This window comes from Pectobacterium carotovorum (genome assembly GCA_016415585.1).
Taxonomy (GTDB): Bacteria; Pseudomonadota; Gammaproteobacteria; order Enterobacterales; family Enterobacteriaceae; genus Pectobacterium; species Pectobacterium carotovorum_K.
Map to the genome: position 1 here is coordinate 1,461,005 of CP066552.1, position 22,966 is coordinate 1,483,970.

Annotated in this window: 19 protein-coding genes; 10 read left to right on the top strand and 9 right to left on the bottom strand. The window is 50.8% G+C overall.

From position 1 onward, the window contains the following. The first annotated feature begins 48 nt into the window (after positions 1-48). The 7 genes from JFY74_06480 (at position 49) to JFY74_06510 (ending at position 10,585) form a co-directional block, all read left to right on the top strand. Positions 49-2,067, top strand: a complete 2,019-nt coding sequence (locus tag JFY74_06480; protein QQG29684.1) for a discoidin domain-containing protein — start codon at positions 49-51, stop codon at positions 2,065-2,067. Positions 2,068-2,230: 163 nt separating this feature from the next. Continuing rightward, on the top strand, positions 2,231-4,243 hold the full coding sequence (locus JFY74_06485; protein ID QQG29685.1) for a discoidin domain-containing protein: 2,013 nt from the start codon (positions 2,231-2,233) through the stop codon (positions 4,241-4,243). Between the two features lie 291 nt (positions 4,244-4,534). After that, a complete protein-coding gene (locus tag JFY74_06490) occupies positions 4,535-6,688 on the top strand; it encodes a carbon starvation protein A (GenBank protein ID QQG29686.1) in 2,154 nt (717 codons plus the stop codon). 145 nt (positions 6,689-6,833) lie between these two features. After that, the gene (locus JFY74_06495) at positions 6,834-7,037 is read left to right on the top strand and encodes a YbdD/YjiX family protein (protein QQG30465.1); all 204 of its coding nucleotides are present in this window, start codon (positions 6,834-6,836) and stop codon (positions 7,035-7,037) included. A 16-nt stretch (positions 7,038-7,053) separates the two neighbouring features. Continuing rightward, a complete protein-coding gene (gene yjiA, locus JFY74_06500; GenBank protein QQG29687.1) occupies positions 7,054-8,040 on the top strand; it encodes a GTPase in 987 nt (328 codons plus the stop codon). Between the two features lie 536 nt (positions 8,041-8,576). Beyond that, positions 8,577-8,984, top strand: coding sequence for a hypothetical protein (locus tag JFY74_06505; GenBank protein ID QQG29688.1), 408 nt, complete (start codon positions 8,577-8,579; stop codon positions 8,982-8,984). A gap of 218 nt (positions 8,985-9,202) precedes the next feature. Then, a complete protein-coding gene (locus JFY74_06510) occupies positions 9,203-10,585 on the top strand; it encodes a right-handed parallel beta-helix repeat-containing protein (GenBank protein ID QQG29689.1) in 1,383 nt (460 codons plus the stop codon). 255 nt (positions 10,586-10,840) lie between these two features. On the opposite strand, the gene ybaK is transcribed toward JFY74_06510, so the two are convergent. Together ybaK and JFY74_06520 are read right to left on the bottom strand one after the other, a co-directional pair. Further along, the gene (gene ybaK / locus JFY74_06515; GenBank protein QQG29690.1) at positions 10,841-11,320 is read right to left on the bottom strand and encodes a Cys-tRNA(Pro)/Cys-tRNA(Cys) deacylase YbaK; all 480 of its coding nucleotides are present in this window, start codon (positions 11,318-11,320) and stop codon (positions 10,841-10,843) included. A 70-nt stretch (positions 11,321-11,390) separates the two neighbouring features. Beyond that, positions 11,391-12,209, bottom strand: a complete 819-nt coding sequence (locus tag JFY74_06520) for a TraB/GumN family protein (GenBank protein ID QQG29691.1) — start codon at positions 12,207-12,209, stop codon at positions 11,391-11,393. A 175-nt stretch (positions 12,210-12,384) separates the two neighbouring features. On the opposite strand from JFY74_06520, the gene JFY74_06525 reads away from it, so the two are divergent. Then, complete coding sequence (locus JFY74_06525) at positions 12,385-12,567, top strand: type II toxin-antitoxin system HicA family toxin (protein ID QQG29692.1); 183 nt, start codon at positions 12,385-12,387, stop codon at positions 12,565-12,567. A 22-nt stretch (positions 12,568-12,589) separates the two neighbouring features. Next, the gene (locus tag JFY74_06530; protein ID QQG30466.1) at positions 12,590-13,021 is read left to right on the top strand and encodes a type II toxin-antitoxin system HicB family antitoxin; all 432 of its coding nucleotides are present in this window, start codon (positions 12,590-12,592) and stop codon (positions 13,019-13,021) included. 94 nt (positions 13,022-13,115) lie between these two features. Here the strand turns inward: JFY74_06530 and copA are convergent, their stop codons facing one another. Continuing rightward, positions 13,116-15,839: a copper-exporting P-type ATPase CopA gene (gene copA / locus JFY74_06535; protein QQG29693.1), complete on the bottom strand. Its 2,724-nt coding sequence runs from the start codon at positions 15,837-15,839 to the stop codon at positions 13,116-13,118. 116 nt (positions 15,840-15,955) lie between these two features. On the opposite strand from copA, the gene cueR reads away from it, so the two are divergent. Then, on the top strand, positions 15,956-16,357 hold the full coding sequence (cueR, locus tag JFY74_06540) for a Cu(I)-responsive transcriptional regulator (protein ID QQG29694.1): 402 nt from the start codon (positions 15,956-15,958) through the stop codon (positions 16,355-16,357). Positions 16,358-16,399: 42 nt separating this feature from the next. Here the strand turns inward: cueR and JFY74_06545 are convergent, their stop codons facing one another. The 6 genes from JFY74_06545 to ubiG form a co-directional block, all read right to left on the bottom strand. Then, the gene (locus JFY74_06545; protein ID QQG29695.1) at positions 16,400-16,855 is read right to left on the bottom strand and encodes an NfeD family protein; all 456 of its coding nucleotides are present in this window, start codon (positions 16,853-16,855) and stop codon (positions 16,400-16,402) included. Continuing rightward, complete coding sequence (locus JFY74_06550; GenBank protein QQG29696.1) at positions 16,855-17,769, bottom strand: SPFH/Band 7/PHB domain protein; 915 nt, start codon at positions 17,767-17,769, stop codon at positions 16,855-16,857. The genes JFY74_06545 and JFY74_06550 overlap by 1 nt, the downstream gene beginning before the upstream one ends. Positions 17,770-18,043: 274 nt before the next feature. Beyond that, positions 18,044-18,304, bottom strand: coding sequence for a 2Fe-2S ferredoxin-like protein (locus JFY74_06555; GenBank protein QQG29697.1), 261 nt, complete (start codon positions 18,302-18,304; stop codon positions 18,044-18,046). Positions 18,305-18,307: 3 nt separating this feature from the next. Next, positions 18,308-19,438 carry a ribonucleotide-diphosphate reductase subunit beta gene (gene nrdB / locus JFY74_06560; GenBank protein QQG29698.1) on the bottom strand — a complete coding sequence of 377 codons (1,131 nt, stop codon included), beginning with the start codon at positions 19,436-19,438 and terminating at the stop codon, positions 18,308-18,310. A gap of 120 nt (positions 19,439-19,558) precedes the next feature. Continuing rightward, on the bottom strand, positions 19,559-21,844 hold the full coding sequence (gene nrdA / locus JFY74_06565; protein ID QQG29699.1) for a ribonucleoside-diphosphate reductase subunit alpha: 2,286 nt from the start codon (positions 21,842-21,844) through the stop codon (positions 19,559-19,561). Between the two features lie 349 nt (positions 21,845-22,193). Beyond that, entirely contained in the window at positions 22,194-22,913 is a 720-nt protein-coding gene (ubiG, locus tag JFY74_06570; protein QQG29700.1) for a bifunctional 2-polyprenyl-6-hydroxyphenol methylase/3-demethylubiquinol 3-O-methyltransferase UbiG, read from the bottom strand. Positions 22,914-22,966: the final 53 nt, after the last annotated feature.

The following is a 22,966-nucleotide window of genomic DNA, read 5'->3' on the forward strand; positions in this document are numbered from 1 at the left end:
AAATACACGATACTCCTGATGCACCCTCACTAACGGAGTAGTCGGTCTATGAAAAACGTAAATATTGAAATCAACGTCTGCGGCAGCACGGGAAAATCAACATGTGCTGTTAATCCCCCAATTCAGATCAATCCTCACACCTGCTGTCATGTGGATACGGATAATCAGTGCGAACCGCAATCTGGTGTGTCCGGAGTTTCCTCTGTATTCGGGCGTACGGGTGTCGTGACCGCTCAAGCCGGTGACTATACGGCCGATCAGATTACCGAAACGGCTACCAGAACCTTTGCCACGCCGGATGAAAAAGCGATCTGGAATGCAAAGCAGGATGCATTACTCTCAGGAGCCACTATTCGCACGCTCTTTGGGGAATCTCTGCTGGGTAGTGGTGATATTTCACCTACGCCGGCACAAATGGGCGCTGCGGCTGTGGGGCACACGCATACCACATCAGAGATTACGGACTATACACAGAAAACGAAGCAGCTCATTCATTCTTCGCTGGAAGCTGGGATGGGTGTGACGCTGAGTTATAACCCAGTGAATGAGAAAACCATTATCAGTGCAACTGGCGGTGGTTCCGGCGGCGGTTCGGGTTATATCGTCGCCGATCGTCAGGGCGCAACGGCAGGGCAAAACCACGCGTTCAGCATCCGCCCACAAAATGCGTTTAATCTCGCGGCGTATGCGCTGAAAGAAGTCGCTGGCGTAGTGAATCAGACCTATGTTGTTGACGATTTCGGCGTGTCTAGCGAAGATAACTACAACGTAACTCATGCTACTGTATTTGATAACACATTACGTCCCTATGTCGGAAAGTTATATAACTTGGCGCAATCCGGTAATTTTTATTCGTCACCAATCAAATCAGACGGTGAAAGCATTGAAATTGATGCTGTTAATAAAACGCTGATTCCTGCGATGACAGCAAATAATAGTTCAGTTGGCTACACGGTTGACGCATCGTCCGAATATTCATCGCAATACGCAGCGTGGACAGCATTCAACGGAACGTTAAATCGATACTGGGCATCCAAAACTGTACCAACAGTGGCTAACCCACATTGGTTGCGTATTACTATGGCAACTCCTGTATTGATTGATACATACAGAATAACAAACGAAAACCTGAATCCTGGGCCACTCAGCCCGAAATCATGGATGTTTCAGGGGAGTAATGATGGTACAACGTGGAATACGTTACATACGGTATCTAATGATACTCGTGATGCGAGGGGGGCGGTTCGAGAATATACGTTCACCAATAACACGCCGTATTCATCATTCCGTATTTTAATAACCGAGCAAAATGCTGGCCCGCATGTCCAAATTGGGGAGCTTGAAATATTCCGCAGTGAGCGACTGTTGATTAACGGCAGTGATGGTAAGTGGTATTCAGCGAACAATGGGATATTAACATCGGTTCCAGCACCATCTGTGGCGGCAGATTTTTATGAGACTGGTTTTTTGTCATCTGGCGTAATACCTGAATTATCATTGTCAGGAATACAGCCAGTAACGATTTTTTCATCAAAAAATATTGATGCAAAAGTGCTATATACACCGCATCCTCAAATTGCAATACAGAAAGCCCTATCGAGCGCGGCGTTATGGTCACAAATCAATTCCGCCACGCTAACCGCCACGCAGACGGGTAATGGCAAAGTGCGTGTCGCCGTGACGCGGGATTTAGTGAACTGGCACGTCTTGCGGAACGGGGCGTGGATTGATGTAGGGGCGCTGTCAGCTGATACCGCAGGTGCAACGAAACTGATTGCTGACGGCATGACACCCGCAGAGTTTGGCGGCATTACGGCGGCACAGTGGACGCAGTTGTTTTCATCCAATAACGGCGTACCGGATTCACTCGCGTTTGCGTTTGCACTTGATATCACCAATCCAGAGACAGACGTCGCGACGATTGATCGACTGGTGCTGAACGTCAACGATGCTTCCAGCTGGAAAGTGCAGTCACCTGCGGAAGTGGAAATCCGCTGGCGCACGGACAGTGTGACATTCCGCACCGTGACGGCAGGCAATTACAAACTGGCGTATCAGGTTCCGTAATTATTCACCCGATAACATATTCCAATGGCCGCGTATTTGCGGCCATTTTTGCTTCTGTATTTTATATAAAAGGCGGCAACAGATTAGTAACGTGCTTTAAAATAATCTCTCTGGAAACTAAGTGATACTCCCCATGCCCTTTATTAACGGAGTTATCAACATAATGAAAAGCGTAAATATTGAAATTAATGTCTGTGATAGTACGGGAAAATCAACATGTACCGTTTATCCTCCTATCCAGGTTGATCCCCATACGTGCTGTCATTCTGATAACGGAGGTGGTCAAGAACCCGGAGTTTCCGGTGTTGCTTCCGTATTCGGACGGACTGGCGTTGTCACTGCACAAGTCGGCGATTATACCGCCGATCAGATTACCGAAACCGACACCAGAAAATTTGCCTCGCCGGATGAAAAAGCAATCTGGAATGCAAAACAGGATGCATTAATTTCTGGCACCACTATCCGCACGCTCTTTGGCCAGTCGTTGCTGGGCAGCGGTGATATCTCAGTGACACCAGCGCAAATGGGCGTTGCGGCCGCGGATCACACGCACACCACAGCGGACATCACCGACTACACGCAAAAAACGAAGCAGCTCATCCATTCCTCACTAGAAGCGGGGGCGGGTGTGACGCTGAGTTATAACCCGGTGAATGAGAAAACCATTATCAGCGCTGCTGGTGGTTCTGGTAGCGGCGGTTCGGGTTATATCGTCGCCGATCGTCAGGACGCCGCTGCTGGGCAAAACCATGCGTTCAGCATTAGTCCACAAAATACATTTAATCTCGCCGCGTATGCGCTGAAAGAAGAAGCGGGGGCGGTAAATCAGGCTTACGTTGCTGATGACTTTAATGCGTCGAGTGAGTCGAATTACCAATCAACGAATGCAGTTGTTTTTGATGGCACAGTGCATGAATACACTGGTGAGATGTTCACGCTTAATAACGACGGTGATGTTTTCTCAGCACCAGTTAGAGCAGATGGGAAGTATGTTAATATTTCCGTTGTTAAAAAATCTGTTGTTCCGAAGATGACATCAAATACAAGTCCAGTTGGATATGTCATTAGTGCTAGTGATATGTCCAGGCCTCAGTTTTTACCCTATTTTGCATTTGATAATGACAATAATTTATCTAGTAATGAATATGATTGTTGGGGTGGGTTAAATGCTGCGACTGTAGCTAATCCTCACTGGATTAGGGTCGATCTACCAACCCCGACGACAATTTCAAGTTATAGCTTTGCTAACAGGACGGTCATTTATAATAATGGACCAAAGGACTGGGTTTTTCAGGGTTCTAATGATGGTGGTAATACTTGGGATGATTTACACGTTGTAAATGGTGACGTCAATAATACGCTTGGTGCCGTCCGAAGTTATAACATCACCTCCTCTGGTAAATATAAAAGCTTCCGGTTGTTCGTTACTTCTGGTTGCAACAATAATAATTATTTAACATTAAAGAAATTTAATTTATTTCAGTCTGAAAAGATTTTAATTAGCAGTGGCGATAAATGGTATTCCGCGAATAATGGCGTATTGACTGAGGTTTCCTCTGTTGATTTTGATAGTGGTTTCATTAATTCGGGCTGGGTATCAAATACATCAATTTCTGACATGCTACCAATCAAGGTTGTTGGTAGTGCTCAAATTGATCTACGGTCGTCGTATATTCCGTATACACAAATAGCCATTCAAAAATCACTGACGTCCGGCGCGTGGTCAAAAATCAATGCCGCAACGCTAACCGCCACGCAGACGGGCAAAGGTAAGGTGCGTGTCGCTGTGACGCGGGATCTAGTTAACTGGCATGTCTTGCGGAGCGGGGCGTGGGTTGATGTGGGGGCGCTGTCAGCCGATACCGCAGGCGCAGAAGCACTGATTGCGGACGGTATGACGCCAGCCGAGCTTGGCGGTATTACGGCGGCACAGTGGACGGAGCTGTTTTCATCCAATAACGGCGTACCGGATTCACTCGCGTTTGCGTTTGCGCTTGATATTACCGATCCGGTGACAGACGTTGCGACGATTGATCGTCTGGTGCTGAACGTCAACGATGCTTCCAGTTGGAAAGTGCAGTCACCCGCGGAAGTGGAAATCCGCTGGCGCACGGACAGCGTGACATTCCGCACTGCAACGGCAGGTAATTACAAACTGGCGTATCAGGTTCCGTAATCGCTCATCACATTAACACACTACTGGCCGCGAACGTCGCGGCCTTTTCGTTTTATACCGCCCAATTTATCCCCAGCCACTCACTGCGTCATTCTAACCGCTTAGCTCGCTATTCTGCCGCCTACCCAAATACCCGCCCCACGCGCGTACGCGATGGCGTAATGTGCCGCCACTATTTTCCTTTATCTGAAATACGCGATAACCCGCGTTATCGCACGACGCATTACCAGGGTTTATTTTTCTACAGCTAACAAAATCAAACGATTGTGATTTTTAATTGAAGGATGTCTTATGAAGAGCAACGCCATTCTTAAACACATCCCTTGGGTGATTCTTGGAATCATCGGGGCTGCCTGCCTCGGCGTAGTTGCACTACGTCGCGGTGAGCATATTAGTGCATTATGGATTATTGTTGCTTCTGTCGCCGTTTACCTCGTGGCTTATCGATACTACAGCCTGTATATCGCACAAAAAGTCATGCAGTTAGATCCGACCAGAGCAACCCCCGCCGTTGTGAATAACGACGGTCTTAACTATGTGCCGACGAACCGTAACGTCCTGTTCGGGCACCACTTTGCTGCTATCGCAGGTGCGGGCCCGCTGGTTGGGCCGGTACTGGCCGCGCAGGTCGGCTACTTGCCGGGCACCTTATGGCTGCTGGGCGGCGTGGTGTTGGCGGGGGCCGTGCAGGACTTCATGGTACTGTTTATTTCGACCCGTCGTAATGGCGCGTCATTAGGCGAAATCGTTAAGAAGGAATTAGGCCCGGTACCGGGTACGATTGCGCTGTTCGGCTGCTTCCTTATCATGATCATCATTCTTGCCGTACTGGCACTGATCGTGGTGAAAGCGCTGGCAGAAAGTCCGTGGGGCGTCTTTACCGTGTGTTCTACGGTGCCGATCGCGCTGTTTATGGGCGTCTACATGCGCTTTATCCGTCCGGGTAAAGTCGGTGAAATCTCGGTGATCGGGATCGTGCTGCTGGTGCTGGCAATCTGGTTTGGTGGCGTCGTGGCACATGACCCGTACTGGGGCCCGGCGCTGACCTTCAAAGATACCACCATCACCTACACGCTGATTGGTTATGCCTTCGTGTCCGCACTGCTGCCAGTATGGTTGATTCTGGCGCCGCGTGACTATCTGGCGACCTTCCTGAAAATTGGTGTCATCGTCGGTCTGGCGATTGGTATCGTGATTCTGAATCCTGATCTGAAAATGCCGGCGGTAACGCAGTTTGTGGATGGCACCGGTCCGGTTTGGAAAGGTACGCTGTTCCCGTTCCTGTTTATTACGATTGCCTGTGGCGCGGTGTCTGGCTTCCACGCGCTGATTGCTTCCGGTACTACGCCGAAATTGATGGCTAGCGAAAACGATGCGCGTTTCATCGGTTACGGTGCCATGCTGATGGAATCTTTTGTGGCGATCATGGCGCTGGTTGCGGCGTCTATCATTGAACCGGGTCTGTACTTCGCGATGAATACTCCGCCAGCGGCGCTGGGTATTACGATGCCGGATTTGCATCGTCTGGGCACTGCTGATGCGCCGATGATTCTGGCACAATTGCAGGACGTATCTGCCCACGCGGCGGCGACGGTTAGCTCTTGGGGCTTTGTGATTTCTCCTGAGCAGATTCTGCAAACGGCGAAAGACATTGGTGAACCTTCCGTTCTGAACCGTGCAGGCGGTGCACCTACGCTGGCTGTTGGTATCGCACACGTGTTCCACCAGATCATTCCTGGTGCCAACATGGGCTTCTGGTATCACTTCGGTATTCTGTTTGAAGCGCTGTTCATTCTGACGGCACTGGATGCGGGTACGCGTGCTGGCCGTTTCATGCTGCAAGACCTGTTGGGTAACTTCGTTCCGTTCCTGAAAAAAACCGACTCTCTGATTGCTGGTATGATCGGTACGGCGGGCTGCGTCGGCCTGTGGGGCTACCTGCTGTATCAAGGCGTGGTTGATCCACTGGGCGGCGTGAAGAGCCTGTGGCCGTTGTTCGGTATATCTAACCAGATGCTGGCTGCCGTGGCGCTGATTCTGGGTACGGTTATCCTGATTAAGATGAAACGTACGCAGTACATCTGGGTAACGCTGGTTCCGGCGATTTGGCTGCTGATCTGTACTACTTGGGCGCTGGGTCTGAAACTGTTCAGCGATAATCCTCAGTTGGAAGGCTTCTTCTACATGGCGAACATGTTCAAGGGCAAAATTGCGGAAGGCGGTGCCGATCTGAGCGCGCAGCAGATTTCGAACATGAACCATATCGTGACTAACAACTATACCAACGCCGGTCTGAGCATTCTGTTCCTGATCGTGGTGTACAGTATTATTGCGTACGGTATTAAAGCGGCACTGGCTGCACGTAAAGTGGCTGAACGTACCGATCAGGAAACCCCGTATGTTCCGGTTCCTGAAGGTGGCGTTAAAGTTTCTTCCGGCCACTAAGTGACTCGCGCCCGTCGGATTTTGCGAGACAGCTAGCAAGGCTGAACGTGAAAGATGACGGGTACAGATACCCTGTATAATGTATAACGTTATACAGGGTATTTTTTATCTAGCCGCTATTGCAGGCGATAGTCTGGAGGTAATGATGTTTGGCAATCTGGGAAAAGCAGGAAAATATTTGGGCCAGGCGGCGCGTATGCTGGTCGGTATGCCAGATTATGATACCTATGTGCAGCATATGCAGACTAATCACCCGGATAAACCTGCGATGACGTACGAAGAATTCTTCCGCGAACGCCAGCAGGCGCGTTACGGCGGAGACGGCAAAGGCGGGATGCGTTGCTGTTAACGACTTGGGATCTGTTATGACTCAACCTTTATCATCTGATGTGACTAAACCCGTGTATGTCACCATTCTGACTGGGTTTCTTGGTGCAGGAAAAACGACCTTATTACGGCATATTCTGAATGCCGAGCACGGCTATAAAATCGCCGTGATTGAAAACGAATTTGGCGAAGTCCCGATTGATAATACGTTAATTGGAGAACGCGCCAGTCAAATTACGACCCTAAGCAATGGCTGCATCTGCTGTACGCAGTCCAATGAACTGGCCGATGCGCTGCTCGATCTGATTGATGGCGTAGATAATGGCACGCTCGATTTTGATCACGTCATTATTGAATGCACCGGTATGGCCGATCCGGGGCCGGTGGCGCAGACCTTCTTCTCGCATGAAATTATCTGTGAACGCTTTGTTTTGGATGGAATTATCACGCTGGTGGATGCAGTACATGCACAGCAGCGGCTCGATCAGTTCACCATCGCGCAGTCGCAGATTGGCTATGCCGATCGCATACTGCTAACCAAAACCGACGTGGCAAGCGAAGACGAAACGCTGCTACCGCGTCTTCAGCGTATCAATGCGCGTGCACCGATCTACCCTGTCGTCCATGGCGATATCGATCTGAGCGTGTTGTTTAACATTGACGGTTTTGTCCTCAGCGACAAGCTGGACGTGAAAACGCCAGTATTTCGCTTTGTTGCCCCCGCGCAGAATAACGTGCAATCAATCGTTGTGTACCTCGATAAGGCGGTTGAGCTTCAGTCTGTGTCCTATGTGATGGAAAACCTGTTGCTGCAATTCTCCGATAATCTGCTGCGTTATAAAGGCATTCTGGCCATTAACGGTGATGACCGCCGCCTGCTGTTTCAGGGTGTTCAGCGCTTGTATAGCGCCGACTGGGACAGAGAATGGCACGCTGATGAAGAAAGAAAGAGCGTGCTGGTGTTTATCGGTGTGGATTTACCTGAACAGGAAATCCGTGACGCTTTCGCTCGCCTGATGGCATAGCGCTATTCATCTTATCTGTGCTGGCCACTTAGGCCAGCTTGAATGGGTTCTTTCAATTCCACTTCTTTTTTATTCTGAACGTTATCTGGAGCTAATTAACCACTGAGGGAGTCTATATTGGCAGTTCAGTCAAGCGTTGGTTACAAAGGCGAAATCTACATGTCATATACATGAAATAGAAATTTTCCCGTAATGATTATTTCTTTTCTCGGCATTATTAATTAATTTTTCGTATAATCGTTTTTTTATGGTTATTTTTTATTGTAGGTACGCTTTGGTTGATTTGTGTTTAATGTGAAAATTAATTGATAGTGATGTGGCGCGAGCATGAATTGTATTCAGCCAAAATATTGATGAAATTTAGCAGTCTGTTTGTGTATTTAGCTTGAGGCGTTGGCGCAATAATTTGGTAATTTTTCTCCAATTGTAGTAAATTCCCACTTGGTATCATCATCTATATGTCGTTTGTAGATAAACTGGATAGTAACGTATGTATAGAACTATGGGTGCGATGTAAAAGGAGCGATGAATATTTTATGAAAATAGTGACTTATCTACGGGCAACTGTTTTTCGTAGTGGTAGTGCAGCCTTTGAACTAGCAAAGGATAATAATAAATATCGCTCATTTGCAGAGCGGCTGATTACTGTAAAGAATGAAAGATTATATCGTGAAGTTGTAAAAAAAGATTCAAAAAGAGATTTTTTTATAATAGATAAAATATCTAAATACAATGATTTTTTAAATGAAATGTCAAATGAAAAAACTACGATGCTGGATGCTAAGCAGAAAAAAGTAACTAACGTAGCATTAAAGTCTGGTATTAAAAATGTTGTTGATAATTCAATGAAATCAAAAAAAGATGAAAGGAATTTAAACGAGCCTACATATTTCTCAACTTCAGATCGTGCGATTATCCTTTTCGGAAAAGAAAATCTCATCTGAATTTCTTAAGAATAGTCGTTGGGCGGCAGGTTGTCTTGTAGAGTACGGTACCCGTGATGTGTGAATTAGCAGGATGGCAATAGGGCAATTGCACGAAAAAACTCCTACCTTATTGTAATTATTACGAATGCATCTAAAACGTGATCGCCTCTCGTTTTTTAATGGAATAGGAGTGGTATTTTATTAAAACGATATTTCATTTTTTAGTGAGGTTAAGTATGCGTAGTGGTCTTGCTCTGTCATTAATGGCTTCCTGCATCACATTGGGTATTCAGGCTGGTTCGGCACAAGCTGCCAGCTCCGTAAAATTCCCAGATAAAATCTGTGACGTCACGCAATACGGGGCCGAAGGCCACCGCCTACAAATCGCACTGAATACCCAGGCTTTCCAGAAAGCGATTGATGATTGTGCTGCGGCTGGCGGCGGAACGGTACACGTTCCTCGCGGTAATTATCTGGTTGATCCGCTGTTCCTGAAAAGTAACATCAGGCTGGATCTGGCAAAAGATGCGACCATCGTCGCGTCGACCGAAGAAGCCGCGTATCGCGCGACGGAAAAAACCAAGTACGCTGAAGCGGAAAATGGCTGGCTTCCCTTTATCAGTATTGCTGATGCACAGAATGTGGCTATTACTGGCCAGGGTACCATTGATGGGCAGGGCGCTGTCTGGTGGGAGCGCTGGCGTGAGAATATTCGTGCAACCGGCAAGAAAGGCGGTACCGATCGTCCACGTCTGATTTATATCAAAAGCTCTAATAATGTGCTGGTGGATGGCGTCACGCTTACGCATTCCCCGAGCTTCCACGTTGTGATGCGTTACTCGCATGATGTGGATGTGAACGGTACTCGGATTCTGTCGCCGTGGCATGCGCCAAATACCGATGCTATCGACCCGATCGACAGCCAGAATATCCGTATTACCAACAACTATATCGACTGTAATGACGACCACATCGCGATAAAAGCCGAGAAACCGGATAGCCGTTTTCCGAATGGCGTCGTGGATAACATCTATATCGCCAACAATATCCTGAAGCAGGGGCGCGGCATCTCTATCGGCAGCGAAACCTCCGGCGGTGTGAATAACGTGCTGGTTGAAAACAATCAGTTCGAAGGTTCCATGTACGGTATCCGCATTAAAACCCTGCGTGGTAAAGGCGGCGAAGTGAAAAACATCACTTACCGTAATACCAAAATGGTGGATGTTGAAATCCCGCTGGTCTTTGCCGCTTACTACAAAGCTGCGCCGATTGTGCAAGCTGAAGTAGACAAGATGCTGGCCGAAGGCGGCTTCACGATGGGTGAGCAGATTTATCCGCCGGATACCGATCCAGAGCAGCCGTTTGATCAATACAAGACGCCGCATTTCAGCAATGTGACGATCGAGAACCTGGAGTCAACCGGTAAGACCAAGGCCGCGGCTTACATTATCGGCGTACCGGAAGCCCCGCTCAGTGGTTTCCACTTTGATAATGTGCGCATTGATGCGGATAAAGGCATTCGCGTAAGGAATGCGGAGTTGCAAACCAAAGGCCTGACGCTGAATGTGAAAGAGGGCCCAGTGATGCAGTTGGATAAAGGGGCGAAAGTCGATCAGTAATCGATTATACCTTAAATAATTCGAGTTTCGGGACAAAACGAGTTCGTTTTGAATAACGCGACAAGGGAAGGAATCCCGATGAGCTTACTCAGGTAAGTGATTCGGGTGATTGAGTGCTGCCAACGCACATGAAACTTGAAGTATGACGAGTATATGAAGCGGTAGCAGGGGACACACTGGCCGTGGAGTCCTCTGCTATCTGCTTCGTTTTGATACTACATCGTCAGGCAGGTTATGCTCATTTAATCACGAGTATTAATCATGCCTGGCGATATCGGCAAAGGTGGCGCGCAGCAGTCGCGCCAGATCGTCTGCCGATAGTTCAATATCTAACCCACGTTTACCGCCGGAAATGAAAATGGTACCGAACTGGCGTGCTGGTTCATCAATCACGGTTGGCAACAGTTTCTTCTGCCCCAGTGGGCTGATTCCTCCTACCAGATAACCTGTGACACGCTGAGCGATGACTGGATCGGCCATATCCGCTTTTTTAGCCGACAGCGCACGGGCGACTTTCTTGAGATCCAGCATGCCGGCGACTGGCGTAACGGCCACGGCGAGATTTTTCGCGTCACCATTCAGAGAAACGAGCAGCGTTTTATAAACCTGTGCTTTATTCAGTCCCAGCTTTCTGGCCGCTTCTTCGCCAAAGTTGGTTTCATCGCTGTCGTGGTGGTAGCTGTGTAGCGTAAAGGCGACCTTGTTTTTTTCGAGCAGATTGACTGCGGGTGTCATGATTTCACTATCCTTAACCCTGTTGCGGGACTTATCTTGCGGACGCGGCTACACGTCATAACGTGTTCTTTCATGGAGTTGCGGTATGACCGTTTTTGAGCAGCGTGGGTAAATTCTCATCGCCATACAGATGCAGTGCGCCTACGGCCACAACGTAATTTCCGGGTGGCAATTCCTGAAGCTGCTGCTGCCAGCGGCGGTTACGCTGGCCCATCAGCAGGTCGGTCATTTCATTGCTGAACGTCGTGGGGATATCCGGAGTGTATTTGCTGGGTCTGCTGTCTAGCCACCAGCCCACCATCGTTTGTAGCAAATGGGCGTTAGTGCGCCAGTGTTTAATCGTATCCTCCAGCAACAGCAGGCCGCCCTGCGGTAGTTGTTGTAACAAATCAACCTGCGTCTGCTGCCCTTCCAGCTCGATAACCTGAATACCGTGAGATTTCGCGGCGTTAATCAACTGATAGTCGATGCCGTAGTCGGGGCGTAAGCCCAGCAACTGTGCCTGTCTCGCTTGTAGCATCAGTGCGGCCTGCCAGGCTGGAAGCGTACTGATATTGCTCTCATCGAAAGAGAGCGATTCGCAGATCTTTTGCAACTGGCGGTAGTTTTCCGGGCTGAGGCGCTGTACGAGCGGTGGCTCGGCGTCACTGTGTCCGAAGGGGGAATGTGAATCGGATATATCGGCTTCGACGATGAGTGCCGTCGCCTGCCGGAGCTGTTTCAGCAGCGTATCGGGCAGCGGTGCCATATCTTTGCTACCCATATGAATACTGCCGACCAGATGCAGTTGTCGTTCATTGGCAAGCTGAACGTCTATCGCTGGGTAGGCGTAAGCCAGCGGTGAGATAAAGCCAAGAAAAGTCGCGATTCTACGCAGCAGTTGCCCCATTGGTTCCGTCTCCTGATGTGGAATAACTATGCTAAACGCTAGATGCGGAACAATACAAGGTATACCAATCCTAAGGACACGGAAGCCCACGTGTTTGGTTACTCAATTCTCCCTATGCGTAAAGATTGATGGGTGTGTATTGGTGTGTATAATGAAAATCAGGTTAGGAGGATACATGAAATCAACTGACCTGATAAAGGAGCTGGCAGCGGCAGGTTGTGAGTGCAAACGGCATAACGGCGGGAGTCACCAAATATGGTGGTCACCCATTACTGGAAAAACATTTCCAGTGCCGCATCCAAAAAAGGATTTACCACTTGGAACTGTCAAATCCATCAAAAAAATGGCGGGGATTTGATCCCCGCCTTTTCGGAGGCAATATGTTTTTTTCAGTCGGTGTTGAAACGCCAAAAGATGATGCTACGGCATATGGGCTGATCGTTCCGGCGTTATGTACTGATGATTATGGCTGCTTCTCTGCAGCTGACAGCCAACAAGATATTGCACGCATGGCGCGGGAAGCGATTTTAACCCTTATTGATGAAGCGGTGAGCCGCGGAAATCTGGATATTAAACGACTTAATGACGCTGGACATCTCATCTATGCGGCGATGCCAGATTTTGCGGACTACGATAGTTGGTTCGTGCTGGATGTGGATTTATCGGTTTTTGAGGGAAAACCGCAGCGATTGAACATTTCACTTCCCGATACGTTGATACAGCGTATTGATAATCGCGTGCGAGAGCAGCCGGGTACTTATCGCGATCGCAGCCATTTTTTGGCAGAAGCCGCACGCCATGAACTGGAGTAAGCGTGGGTGAATAGGTCTGGTTGCCAGCGATAAAATCACGATGGTTTTCGGCAAAGGAAAACGCGGCGCGTCTCAACAACGTGCCGCGTTTGCATTACTGGTTTTTAGGTTTAAAACGCAGCAGGCGGTTGGCGTTGCTGACCACGGTGATGGAGGAGAGCGCCATCGCTGCACCGGCCACCACCGGGCTAAGTAGTGTCCCAGTCAGCGGGTAGAGTACGCCTGCGGCAATGGGGATCCCCAGCGAGTTATAGATAAACGCGCCCAGCAGGTTCTGTTTCATGTTGCGCAGTGTGGCATTGGAGAGCGCCAGCGCATCGGCGACACCGTGCAGGCTGTGGCGCATCAGCGTGATAGCGGCGGTTTCAATCGCGATATCGCTGCCGCCGCCCATCGCAATGCCGACATCGGCCTGTGCCAGTGCCGGCGCATCGTTGATGCCATCACCAATCATGGCCACGCGCTTGCCCTGAGCCTGTAGCTTTTTGATGGCTTCCGCTTTGCCGTCTGGCAGCACGCCAGCAATCACTTGGTCGATACCCGCTTCTTTCGCGATGCTTTTCGCCGTGATCGGGTTGTCTCCCGTTAGCATGACGAGCTGATAGCCCTGCTGGTGGAGACGCTGCAAGGCGCTGACGCTATCCGCTCGCAGCGGATCGTGGATGGAAAACACCGCAATGATGTGGCCATTTGCCGCCAGCAATACCGGCGTGATACCGCGCTGAGCTTGCTCATTGATCAGCGTTTCGCCTGCGGTGATATCGACCTGATGCTGTTTGAGCAGCGCTGGATTCCCCAGCAGCAGGTATGCATCACCGATCTTGCCGCTGACGCCGAGGCCACGTAGCGTACGGAACTGTTCGGCTGGCGTGAGCGTCAGATTCTCTGCGCGTTCAAGAATCGCTTTTGCCAGTGGGTGATTCGAGCCTTGCTCCAGCGAAGCCGCCCAGGCTAACGCCTGAGCTTCCGTCACGTCGGCGAAGGTATGAATCGCCACGACGCGCGGCTGTCCTTCGGTTAGCGTACCGGTTTTGTCAAACACCAGTACATCCAGCTTGCTGGCCTGCTGTAAGGCATCGGCATCACGCACCAGCACGCCAAACTCTGCGGCACGCCCGACGCCGGAAATAATCGACATCGGCGTTGCCAGACCAAGTGCACAGGGGCAGGCAATGATCAGGACGGTCGTGACGATAATGAGCGTGTAGACCATCTGCGGCTGTGGCCCCACGAAGAACCAGATTGCGCCGCTGAGAAGGGCGATGGCCACGACGACGGGAACAAACACGGCAGAAATACGATCCGCCAACTGGCCGATAGCGGGTTTGCTACTTTGCGCCTGCCTGACCAGTCGGATGATGCGCGATAGGGTGGTTTGGTTGCCGATCGCGTCCGCGCGAAAGAGGACGCTGCCGTCGGAAACCAGCGTACCTGCGTGAACCGTATCGCCGGACGTTTTGGCTTGCGGGATCGGTTCCCCGGTCAGCATGGCTTCATCCACCCACACTTCGCCTTGCAAAATCTCGCCATCGACAGGAATACGATCGCCGGTTGTCAGACGCAGCGTCATGCCGGCCTGCACGTCGGATAGCGGAATGGATTTTTCACCTTCCGGCGTCACGACGCGAGCGGTGGGGGGCGTCAAATCCAGTAACCGTTCCAGCGCCCGCGAAGAGCGTTGACGAGCACGCTGTTCCAGCGCATGACCGAGGTTGATTAAACCGATGATCATCGCGCTGGCTTCGTAGTAAAGGTGACGCGCCGCCATCGGGAAAAGATCCGGCCACAGGTTGACGGTAATAGAGTAAAGCCAGGCTGCCCCCGTTCCCAGCGCGACCAGCGTATCCATGGTCGCGGTGCCATTTCTCAGACTGCGCCAGGCGTTACGGTAAAAATGACTGCCAGCGAACACCATCACTGCTAGCGTCAAAATACCGATGACCAGCCACGGCGTCTGGCTTTCCGGCGTCAAGCTCATGCTGCCGCCCAGTACGCCCCACAGCATCAATGGCACGCCAAGCAGTAATCCCAGCGCGGCCTGCCATTGGAAACGGCGAATAGCCTGCTGAGAGGTTTGCTGCTGGCGTGCGCGGCGAGCTTCTTCGTCCTGAATAATTTCCGCGCCATAGCCCGCTTGCTCAACCGCGGCGATCAGCGCTTCTGGCTCTGCGTGACCGCTGACCAATGCGCTGCGTTCGGCCAGATTAACGCGTGCCTGCGTGACGCCGCTGACGTTTTGCAACGCCGTCTGCACGCGGTTCACGCAGCTGGCGCAGCTCATCCCCTGAAGCAGGAGCTGTACGCTGTCGTCATCGTGGGTGGCATGTGTTGTCGTTGCCGGAAGAGTACTCTCGGCCGCTGGCAGCGCTTCCGGCGTCGTCGCTACCTGTGCCAGCGGCTCAGTTTTTGGGTGAACGTTCTCCTGCACGCTGGCGTGATAGCCGGCTTCTTCAATGGCGCTAATCAGTGTTGTGGCCTCAACGTTGCCATACACGGTTGCCTGCTCTTTGGTGACATCCGTCGCTACGACACCGGGAATGGCTTCCAGCACTTTACGCGTAGCGGCGACGCAGTGATTGCAGCTCAGGCCGGAAAGCTGAAGAGAGACATCCGGCGTGGTAGCGAGCTGTGCTTCGTAGCCAGCCTGCTCAATAGTGTCGATCAACGTCTGGGAATCAACGTCGCCGCTGACTCTGGCGTACTGTTGGGTGACGTTGGTTTGTTCGATCGCAGGCAGCGCGTCCAGTGCTTTTTTCACGCGTTGGACACAGTGTCCGCAGGTCAGTCCCTGCAACGACAACACGATAGTTTGAGACATAATAATTTTCTCCTGTGATCACAGCCGGAGGTGAAAGACGTTGACCGGCCATCTGATTTCTACTAGTTATTGAGTAAGGTAAACCTTCTAGCAAGGGGAGGGTCAAGGGGGAAATCATGAATATCAGTGATGTTGCGAAAAAAACCGGTCTTAGTAGTAAAACCATTCGCTTCTATGAAGAGAAAGAACTTCTGACTACGCCGCTGCGTTCTGAAAATGGTTACCGCAGCTACGACGACCATCACGTCGAAGAGCTGACGCTGCTGCGTCAGGCGCGCCAGGTTGGTTTTAATCTGGATGAATGCCGAGAGCTGGTGACGTTATTTAACGATCCGCTGCGGCGAAGTTCGGATGTAAAAGCACGAACCTTGCAGAAAGTGCAGGAAATCGAGATGCATATCGAAGAGCTGAAAGCGATGCGTGAACATTTGCTGGCGCTGGCCGAACAGTGTCCGGGAGATGGGGGGGCGGAGTGTCCGATAATCAATAATCTGGCGGGCTGTTGCCAAAAAGAATAGTGTCACAAAGGGGAGACGGGCTCCCCCAAATAATGCGTTATGTTAGCGCTCAGTTGGGCGCACATGCAGCGTGATACCATCGATGGCAATCACTTCAACCTGCGTACCGGCGGGCAGATCTTGTTCTGATTTCACGCGCCAACTGCTGTCACCGATGTTTACCCGCCCGAAACCGTTGATCACCGGATCGGTCAGCGTAGCGCGTAGTCCAACCAGTTGTTGCCCGCGCTGGTTGAGCATCGACGGTGGGCGTGACTGCGTTCGTTTACGCAGCCAATACCACCAGAGTAGTGCCGTAACGATCGTCAGGATGGCGAAAATCGTTCCCTGTAATGGCCACCCCAGCGGCATCACCCACGTTAATAGCCCAACCAATACTGCCGATAAACCGCTCCACAGCAAATAGCCACTGGCACCCAGCATTTCGGCGGCCAGAAGCAGACCGCCGAGCGACAGCCAGAACCAGTGCGCATTTTCCATCACCAGTTCAATGCCCATTATTGACCTCGGCTGTTTTTGCTATCTTTAATCAGTTCAGTGATCCCACCGATAGCCCCCATCAGGTTGCTGGCTTCCAGCGGCATCATGATCACTTTGCTGTTATTAGAAGAACCGATCTGCTGTAGCGCATCAGTATATTTCTGGGCGACGAAGTAGTTGATCGCCTGAATGTTACCTGCCGCGATGGCTTCGGATACCATTTTAGTCGCCTGTGCTTCCGCTTCTGCTGCACGCTCACGCGCTTCTGCTTCAAGGAAGGCAGATTGGCGTTGGCCTTCAGCTTTGAGAATCTGCGACTGTTTTTCCCCTTCGGCTTTCAGGATGGCGGCCTGACGTACCCCTTCGGCCTCCAGAATATCGGCACGTTTGTTACGCTCCGCTTTCATCTGCGCGTTCATGGCGGCAATCAGTTCAGCGGGTGGACGTACGTCGCGAATCTCGATGCGGGTGATTTTCACGCCCCACGGGTTAGTGGCTTCATCAACAATGTGCAGCAGGCGGGTGTTAATGCTATCACGCTGAGACAGCATTTCATCCAGCTCCATGGAACCCAGCACCGTACGGAAGTTGGTCATGGTGAGGTTCACGATAGCCTGTTCCAGATTGCTAACTTCATAGGCGGCCCGCGCGGGATCGATCACCTGAATAAAACACACGGCATCAATGGCTACATTGGCGTTATCGCGTGAGATTATTTCCTGAGAGGGGATATCTAATACCTGTTCCATCATGTTGATTTTACGACCAACACGATCCATAAACGGCACGACCAGATTCAGCCCCGGCATCAGCGTTTTGGTATAGCGACCAAACCGTTCCACAGTCCATTGATATCCCTGAGGTACGATTTTGATGCCTGACCAGACGATGATGAGTGCAACAAAGATTAAAATAGGAATGACGGTGAGCATATTCTAAAACCTCCAGGTTGTTTTATCCCCGCCATACTTCAAGCCGCATGTTCGTTGGTAATACTCAGCTCATCTCTGAGCCTCGCCCTGACGGGCCAACGCTTTGTGTTGTTCAAAACACCTGTGTTTTGTCCCGCAACTTGAATTATTTAGGGTATATAGCAGTCGAAAAACGATTTCAGTGGGTAGTGTAACTCACTTGAGTATGAAAGCGGGCAGTAAATACGCCCGCCAGTAAACGCGGTAAGGAGAATGTCCTGTGAGGGAATGGGGGCTAGATATCGAGTTCGATATCGCCCTGAGGCATACAGCAGCAGGGGAGGATTTCATCCTGTTGGATGCAGGCCAGCGGAGTTTGACGATACGCCACTCTGCCTTTCACCAGACGCAGTCGACAGGAGCCGCAATAGCCGGAGCGGCACTGATATTCAATGCTGACTCGGTTAGACTCCAGTACATCCAGCAGCGAAGGGCCGTCGTCTGAACAGGAAAACTGCGCACCGGATGTGCGCAGTGTGATCGTTGGATTGCTCATCGATTACAGCTGGAAATCGCTCAGATCGTCGTCGCTAATTTCTGAATCGATCTGACCGACCAGATAAGAGCTGACTTCAACTTCCTGTGGCGCGACCTGTACGTTATCGGACACCAGCCAGGCGTTGATCCACGGGATTGGGTTCGTGCGCGTCTGGAACGGCAGCGGCAGCCCAACCGCCTGCATGCGGATGTTGGTGATGTATTCCACGTACTGGCACAGAATATCTTTGTTCAGACCAATCATCGAACCATCACGGAACAGGTATTCAGCCCACTCTTTTTCTTGCTGAGCAGCGAGCACGAACAGGTCATAGCACTCTTGCTGACATTCCTCGGCAATCTGCGCCATTTCTGGGTCGTCATGGCCCGAACGCATCAGGTTCAGCATGTGCTGCGTGCCGGTCAGGTGCAGCGCTTCATCACGGGCGATCAGCTTGATGATTTTGGCATTGCCTTCCATCAGTTCGCGTTCCGCAAAAGCAAATGAACAGGCGAAGCTGACGTAGAAACGAATGGCTTCCAGCGCGTTTACGCTCATCAGGCAGATATACAACTGCTTTTTCAGTTCATGTAGGTTCACGGTCACGGTCTTGCCGTTAACCTGATGTGTCCCTTCACCCAGCAAATGATAGTAGCTGGTCATCTCAATCAGCGAGTCGTAGTAACCAGAGATATCCTTGGCGCGCTTCAAAATCTCTTCGTTCGTTACGATATCGTCAAACACCAGCGATGGATCGTTCACGATATTACGAATGATGTGCGTGTAGGAGCGTGAGTGAATGGTTTCCGAGAAAGCCCAGGTTTCCACCCAGGTTTCCAACTCAGGGATAGAAATCAGCGGTAGCAGTGCTACGTTCGGGCTGCGTCCCTGAATCGAATCCAGCAGCGTTTGGTATTTCAGGTTGCTGATGAAGATATGCTTTTCATGATCGGGCAGCGCCTGATAGTCGATGCGATCGCGGGACACGTCAACTTCTTCCGGACGCCAGAAGAAGGACAACTGTTTTTCGATCAGTTTCTCGAAAATTTCATATTTTTGCTGATCGAAACGCGCAACGTTAACCGACTGACCGAAGAACATCGGTTCTAGCAACTGGTCATTTTTATTCTGTGAAAAAGTGGTATAGGCCATGAATCTCTCCAAAAAATGCTGCGGGCACTTTTTAACGCCGCTTGTGAAGGCCCATAAGGGGCGGGCAGCGATGTCTGCGATAAAAGAGAAAGGCTGCATCGGCAGCCTTTCATTATTGGCTTAAATCTTACACGCACCGCCTTCGCAGCCGTCGTCCTGTGGTTCTGGCAGCAGGTCGTTTTGTACGTCTTCCGCGCCGTCACGGGTGTTTTGGTAATACAGCGTTTTCACGCCGAATTTGTAGGCCGTGACCAGATCTTTCAGCAGCTGTTTCATCGGTACTCGACCTGATGGGAAACGTGACGGATCGTAGTTAGTGTTGGAAGAGATCGCCTGATCGACAAACTTCTGCATCAGGCCAACCAGTTGCAGATAGCCGTCGTTATTTGGCATATCCCACAGAAGTTCGTAAGCGTCTTTCAGCGTTTCGTACTCCGGCACCACTTGGCGCAGAATGCCGTCTTTGGACGCTTTGACGCTGATGTGGCCGCGTGGTGGTTCAATACCGTTGGTGGCGTTGGAGATCTGAGATGAGGTCTCAGACGGCATCAGCGCAGACAGCGTGGAGTTACGCAGACCGTACTCTTTGATGTCGTTACGCAGCGCTTCCCAGTCGAGATGCAGCGGTTCGTTGCAAATCGCATCCAGATCGCGCTTATAGGTATCGATAGGCAAAATACCCTGAGAATAGGTGGTTTCATTGAACCACGGGCAAGCACCTTGTTCGCGTGCCAGCACATTCGACGCCTTCAACAGATAGTACTGAATAGCTTCAAATGTTTTGTGCGTCAGGCCGTTGGCGCTGCCGTCGGAGTAACGCACGCCATTTTTCGCCAGATAGTAAGCGAAGTTAATGACGCCAATACCCAGCGTGCGGCGACCCATCGCACCACGTTCTGCCGCTGTAATCGGGTAATCCTGATAATTCAGCAGAGCATCCAGCGCGCGCACGGCCAGTGTCGCCAGATCTTCCAGATCGTCTAGGCTATTGATGGCACCGAGGTTGAAAGCGGACAGTGTACACAGCGCGATTTCACCGTTTTCATCGTTCACGTCGTTCAGCGGCTTGGTCGGCAGTGCGATTTCCAGACACAGGTTGGACTGGCGAACAGGTGCGATCTGCGGATCGAACGGGCTGTGCGTGTTGCAGTGGTCAACGTTCTGAATATAAATACGGCCCGTGGAAGCACGTTCCTGCATCATCAGGGAGAACAGCTCGCCTGCTTTGATACGCTGCTTGCGGATGCTGTCATCCTGCTCATATTGCACATACAGGCGCTCGAATTCATCCTGATCGGCGAAGAAGGCGTCGTACAGTCCGGGTACGTCAGACGGGCTGAACAGGGTGATTTCTTCACCTTTTACCAGACGCTGATACATCAGTTTGTTCAACTGCACGCCGTAGTCGAGGTGACGAACGCGGTTGCCTTCTACGCCACGGTTGTTTTTCAGCACCAGTAGGCTTTCCACTTCCAGATGCCACAGCGGGTAGAACAGCGTGGCAGCCCCGCCGCGTACGCCACCCTGAGAGCAGGATTTCACTGCCGTCTGGAAGTGTTTATAGAAAGGAATACAGCCGGTGTGGAATGCTTCACCGCCGCGAATTGGGCTACCGAGCGCACGGATGCGACCCGCGTTAATGCCGATACCGGCACGTTGAGAAACGTATTTCACGATAGCGCTGGAGGTCGCGTTGATGGAGTCCAGACTGTCGCCGCATTCGATCAGCACGCAAGAGCTGAACTGACGTGTTGGCGTACGCACGCCCGCCATGATTGGCGTCGGCAGAGAAATTTTGAACGTAGAGATCGCGTCATAAAAACGTTTAACGTAATCCAGACGCGTCTCGCGTGGGTAGCCGGAGAACAGGCAGGCGGCGACCAGAATGTACAGGAACTGGGCGCTTTCGTAGATATCACCGGTGACGCGGTTTTGTACCAGGTATTTCCCTTCCAGCTGTTTTACCGCCGCATAGGAGAAATTCATGTCACGCCAGTGATCGATGAAAGCGTCCATCTGGGCGAATTCTTCTTGGCTATAATCTTCCAGCAGGTGCTTGTCGTATTTGCCCAGATCGACCATTTTGGTGACGTGGGTCAGCAGAGCAGGCGGCTCAAACTGGCCGTAGGCTTTCTTACGCAGATGGAAGATAGCCAGACGCGCAGCCAGATATTGATAATCTGGGCTTTCGCGGGAGATCAGATCGGCTGCGGCCTTAATGATGGTTTCATGGATATCAGAGGTTTTGATGCTGTCATAAAACTGAATGTGTGAACGCAGTTCGACCTGAGAAACGGAGACATTGTGTAAACCTTCTGCGGCCCAGGTAATGACGCGGTGGATTTTATCCAAATTGATTTTTTCTTTACTGCCATCGCGCTTGGTAACGAGCAAGCTCTGGTTCATGTTGGGATTTACCTATTGGTGAAAATAAAAAATATCCCCTGTTTATTCACAGACGTGCCTCTGTGACTAACTCTGTGGATAAATACTAGATATAGATATTTTTTAATAAATGGCTACTACATGGTGAGTATTTTAGTCTGGATTCGTTTGAGTACAAGGCTTGATTTTGGTGTTAATTTCAGGTTGCCGAACCGTTGGTTTCTCGAAATCCTGATTTTGTAAGGGCTAAGAGGATGTCAATATTCTGTAAAAAAAATAAGTCGTGGTCGTTTTGTTGGTTTTTCAGGTAAAACCTAGAAAATTGCGCGGTGAAAAACCACGCAATTTTTAAGAGTGTTCTTAATCGGTTCTATTTATCGTGCCGAGTGTGCAGCATGTAGTTCACGTCCACGTTTGGACCCAGTTTAAAATGGTCCGTCAACGGGTTGTAGTGCAGCCCGGTGATATGCTTTTCACGCAGCGGTGTACTGTCGACCCAGTGCATCAGTTCTGCTGGTCGAATGAACTTCTTAATGTCGTGCGTGCCGCGCGGTACCATTTTGAGCACGTACTCGGCACCGATAACGGCCATCATCCACGCTTTCGCATTGCGGTTGATGGTCGAGAAAAAGACGTGTCCGCTGGGTTTGACCAACTTGGCACAAGCCTGCACCACGGACTGTGGGTCGGGAACATGCTCCAGCATTTCCATGCAGGTGACGACATCATAGAGCGCCGGATGAGCCTGCGCATGCGCTTCTACCGTTTCCTGCACGTAATCAACGATGACACCGCTTTCCAGCGCATGCAAGCGCGCGACCTGCAACGGCTCTGCCCCCATATCCAGCCCGGTGACCTCCGCGCCTTCACGCGCCATGCTTTCGGCTAAAATGCCGCCGCCGCAGCCGACATCCAACACTTTCTTGCCGAACAGGCCTTCCGCATGCTGCGAGATATAGCCCAGACGTAGCGGGTTAATACGGTGCAAGGGCTTGAATTCACCTTCTAAATCCCACCAGCGTGAAGCGATAGCCTCAAATTTGGCAATCTCCTGATGGTCAACGTTCGGAGTTTGATTTTCTACCTTCATGTGTCATCACTGCCTTTCGTCATCTTTATCCTGCTGCGAGTATACTCCCTTCG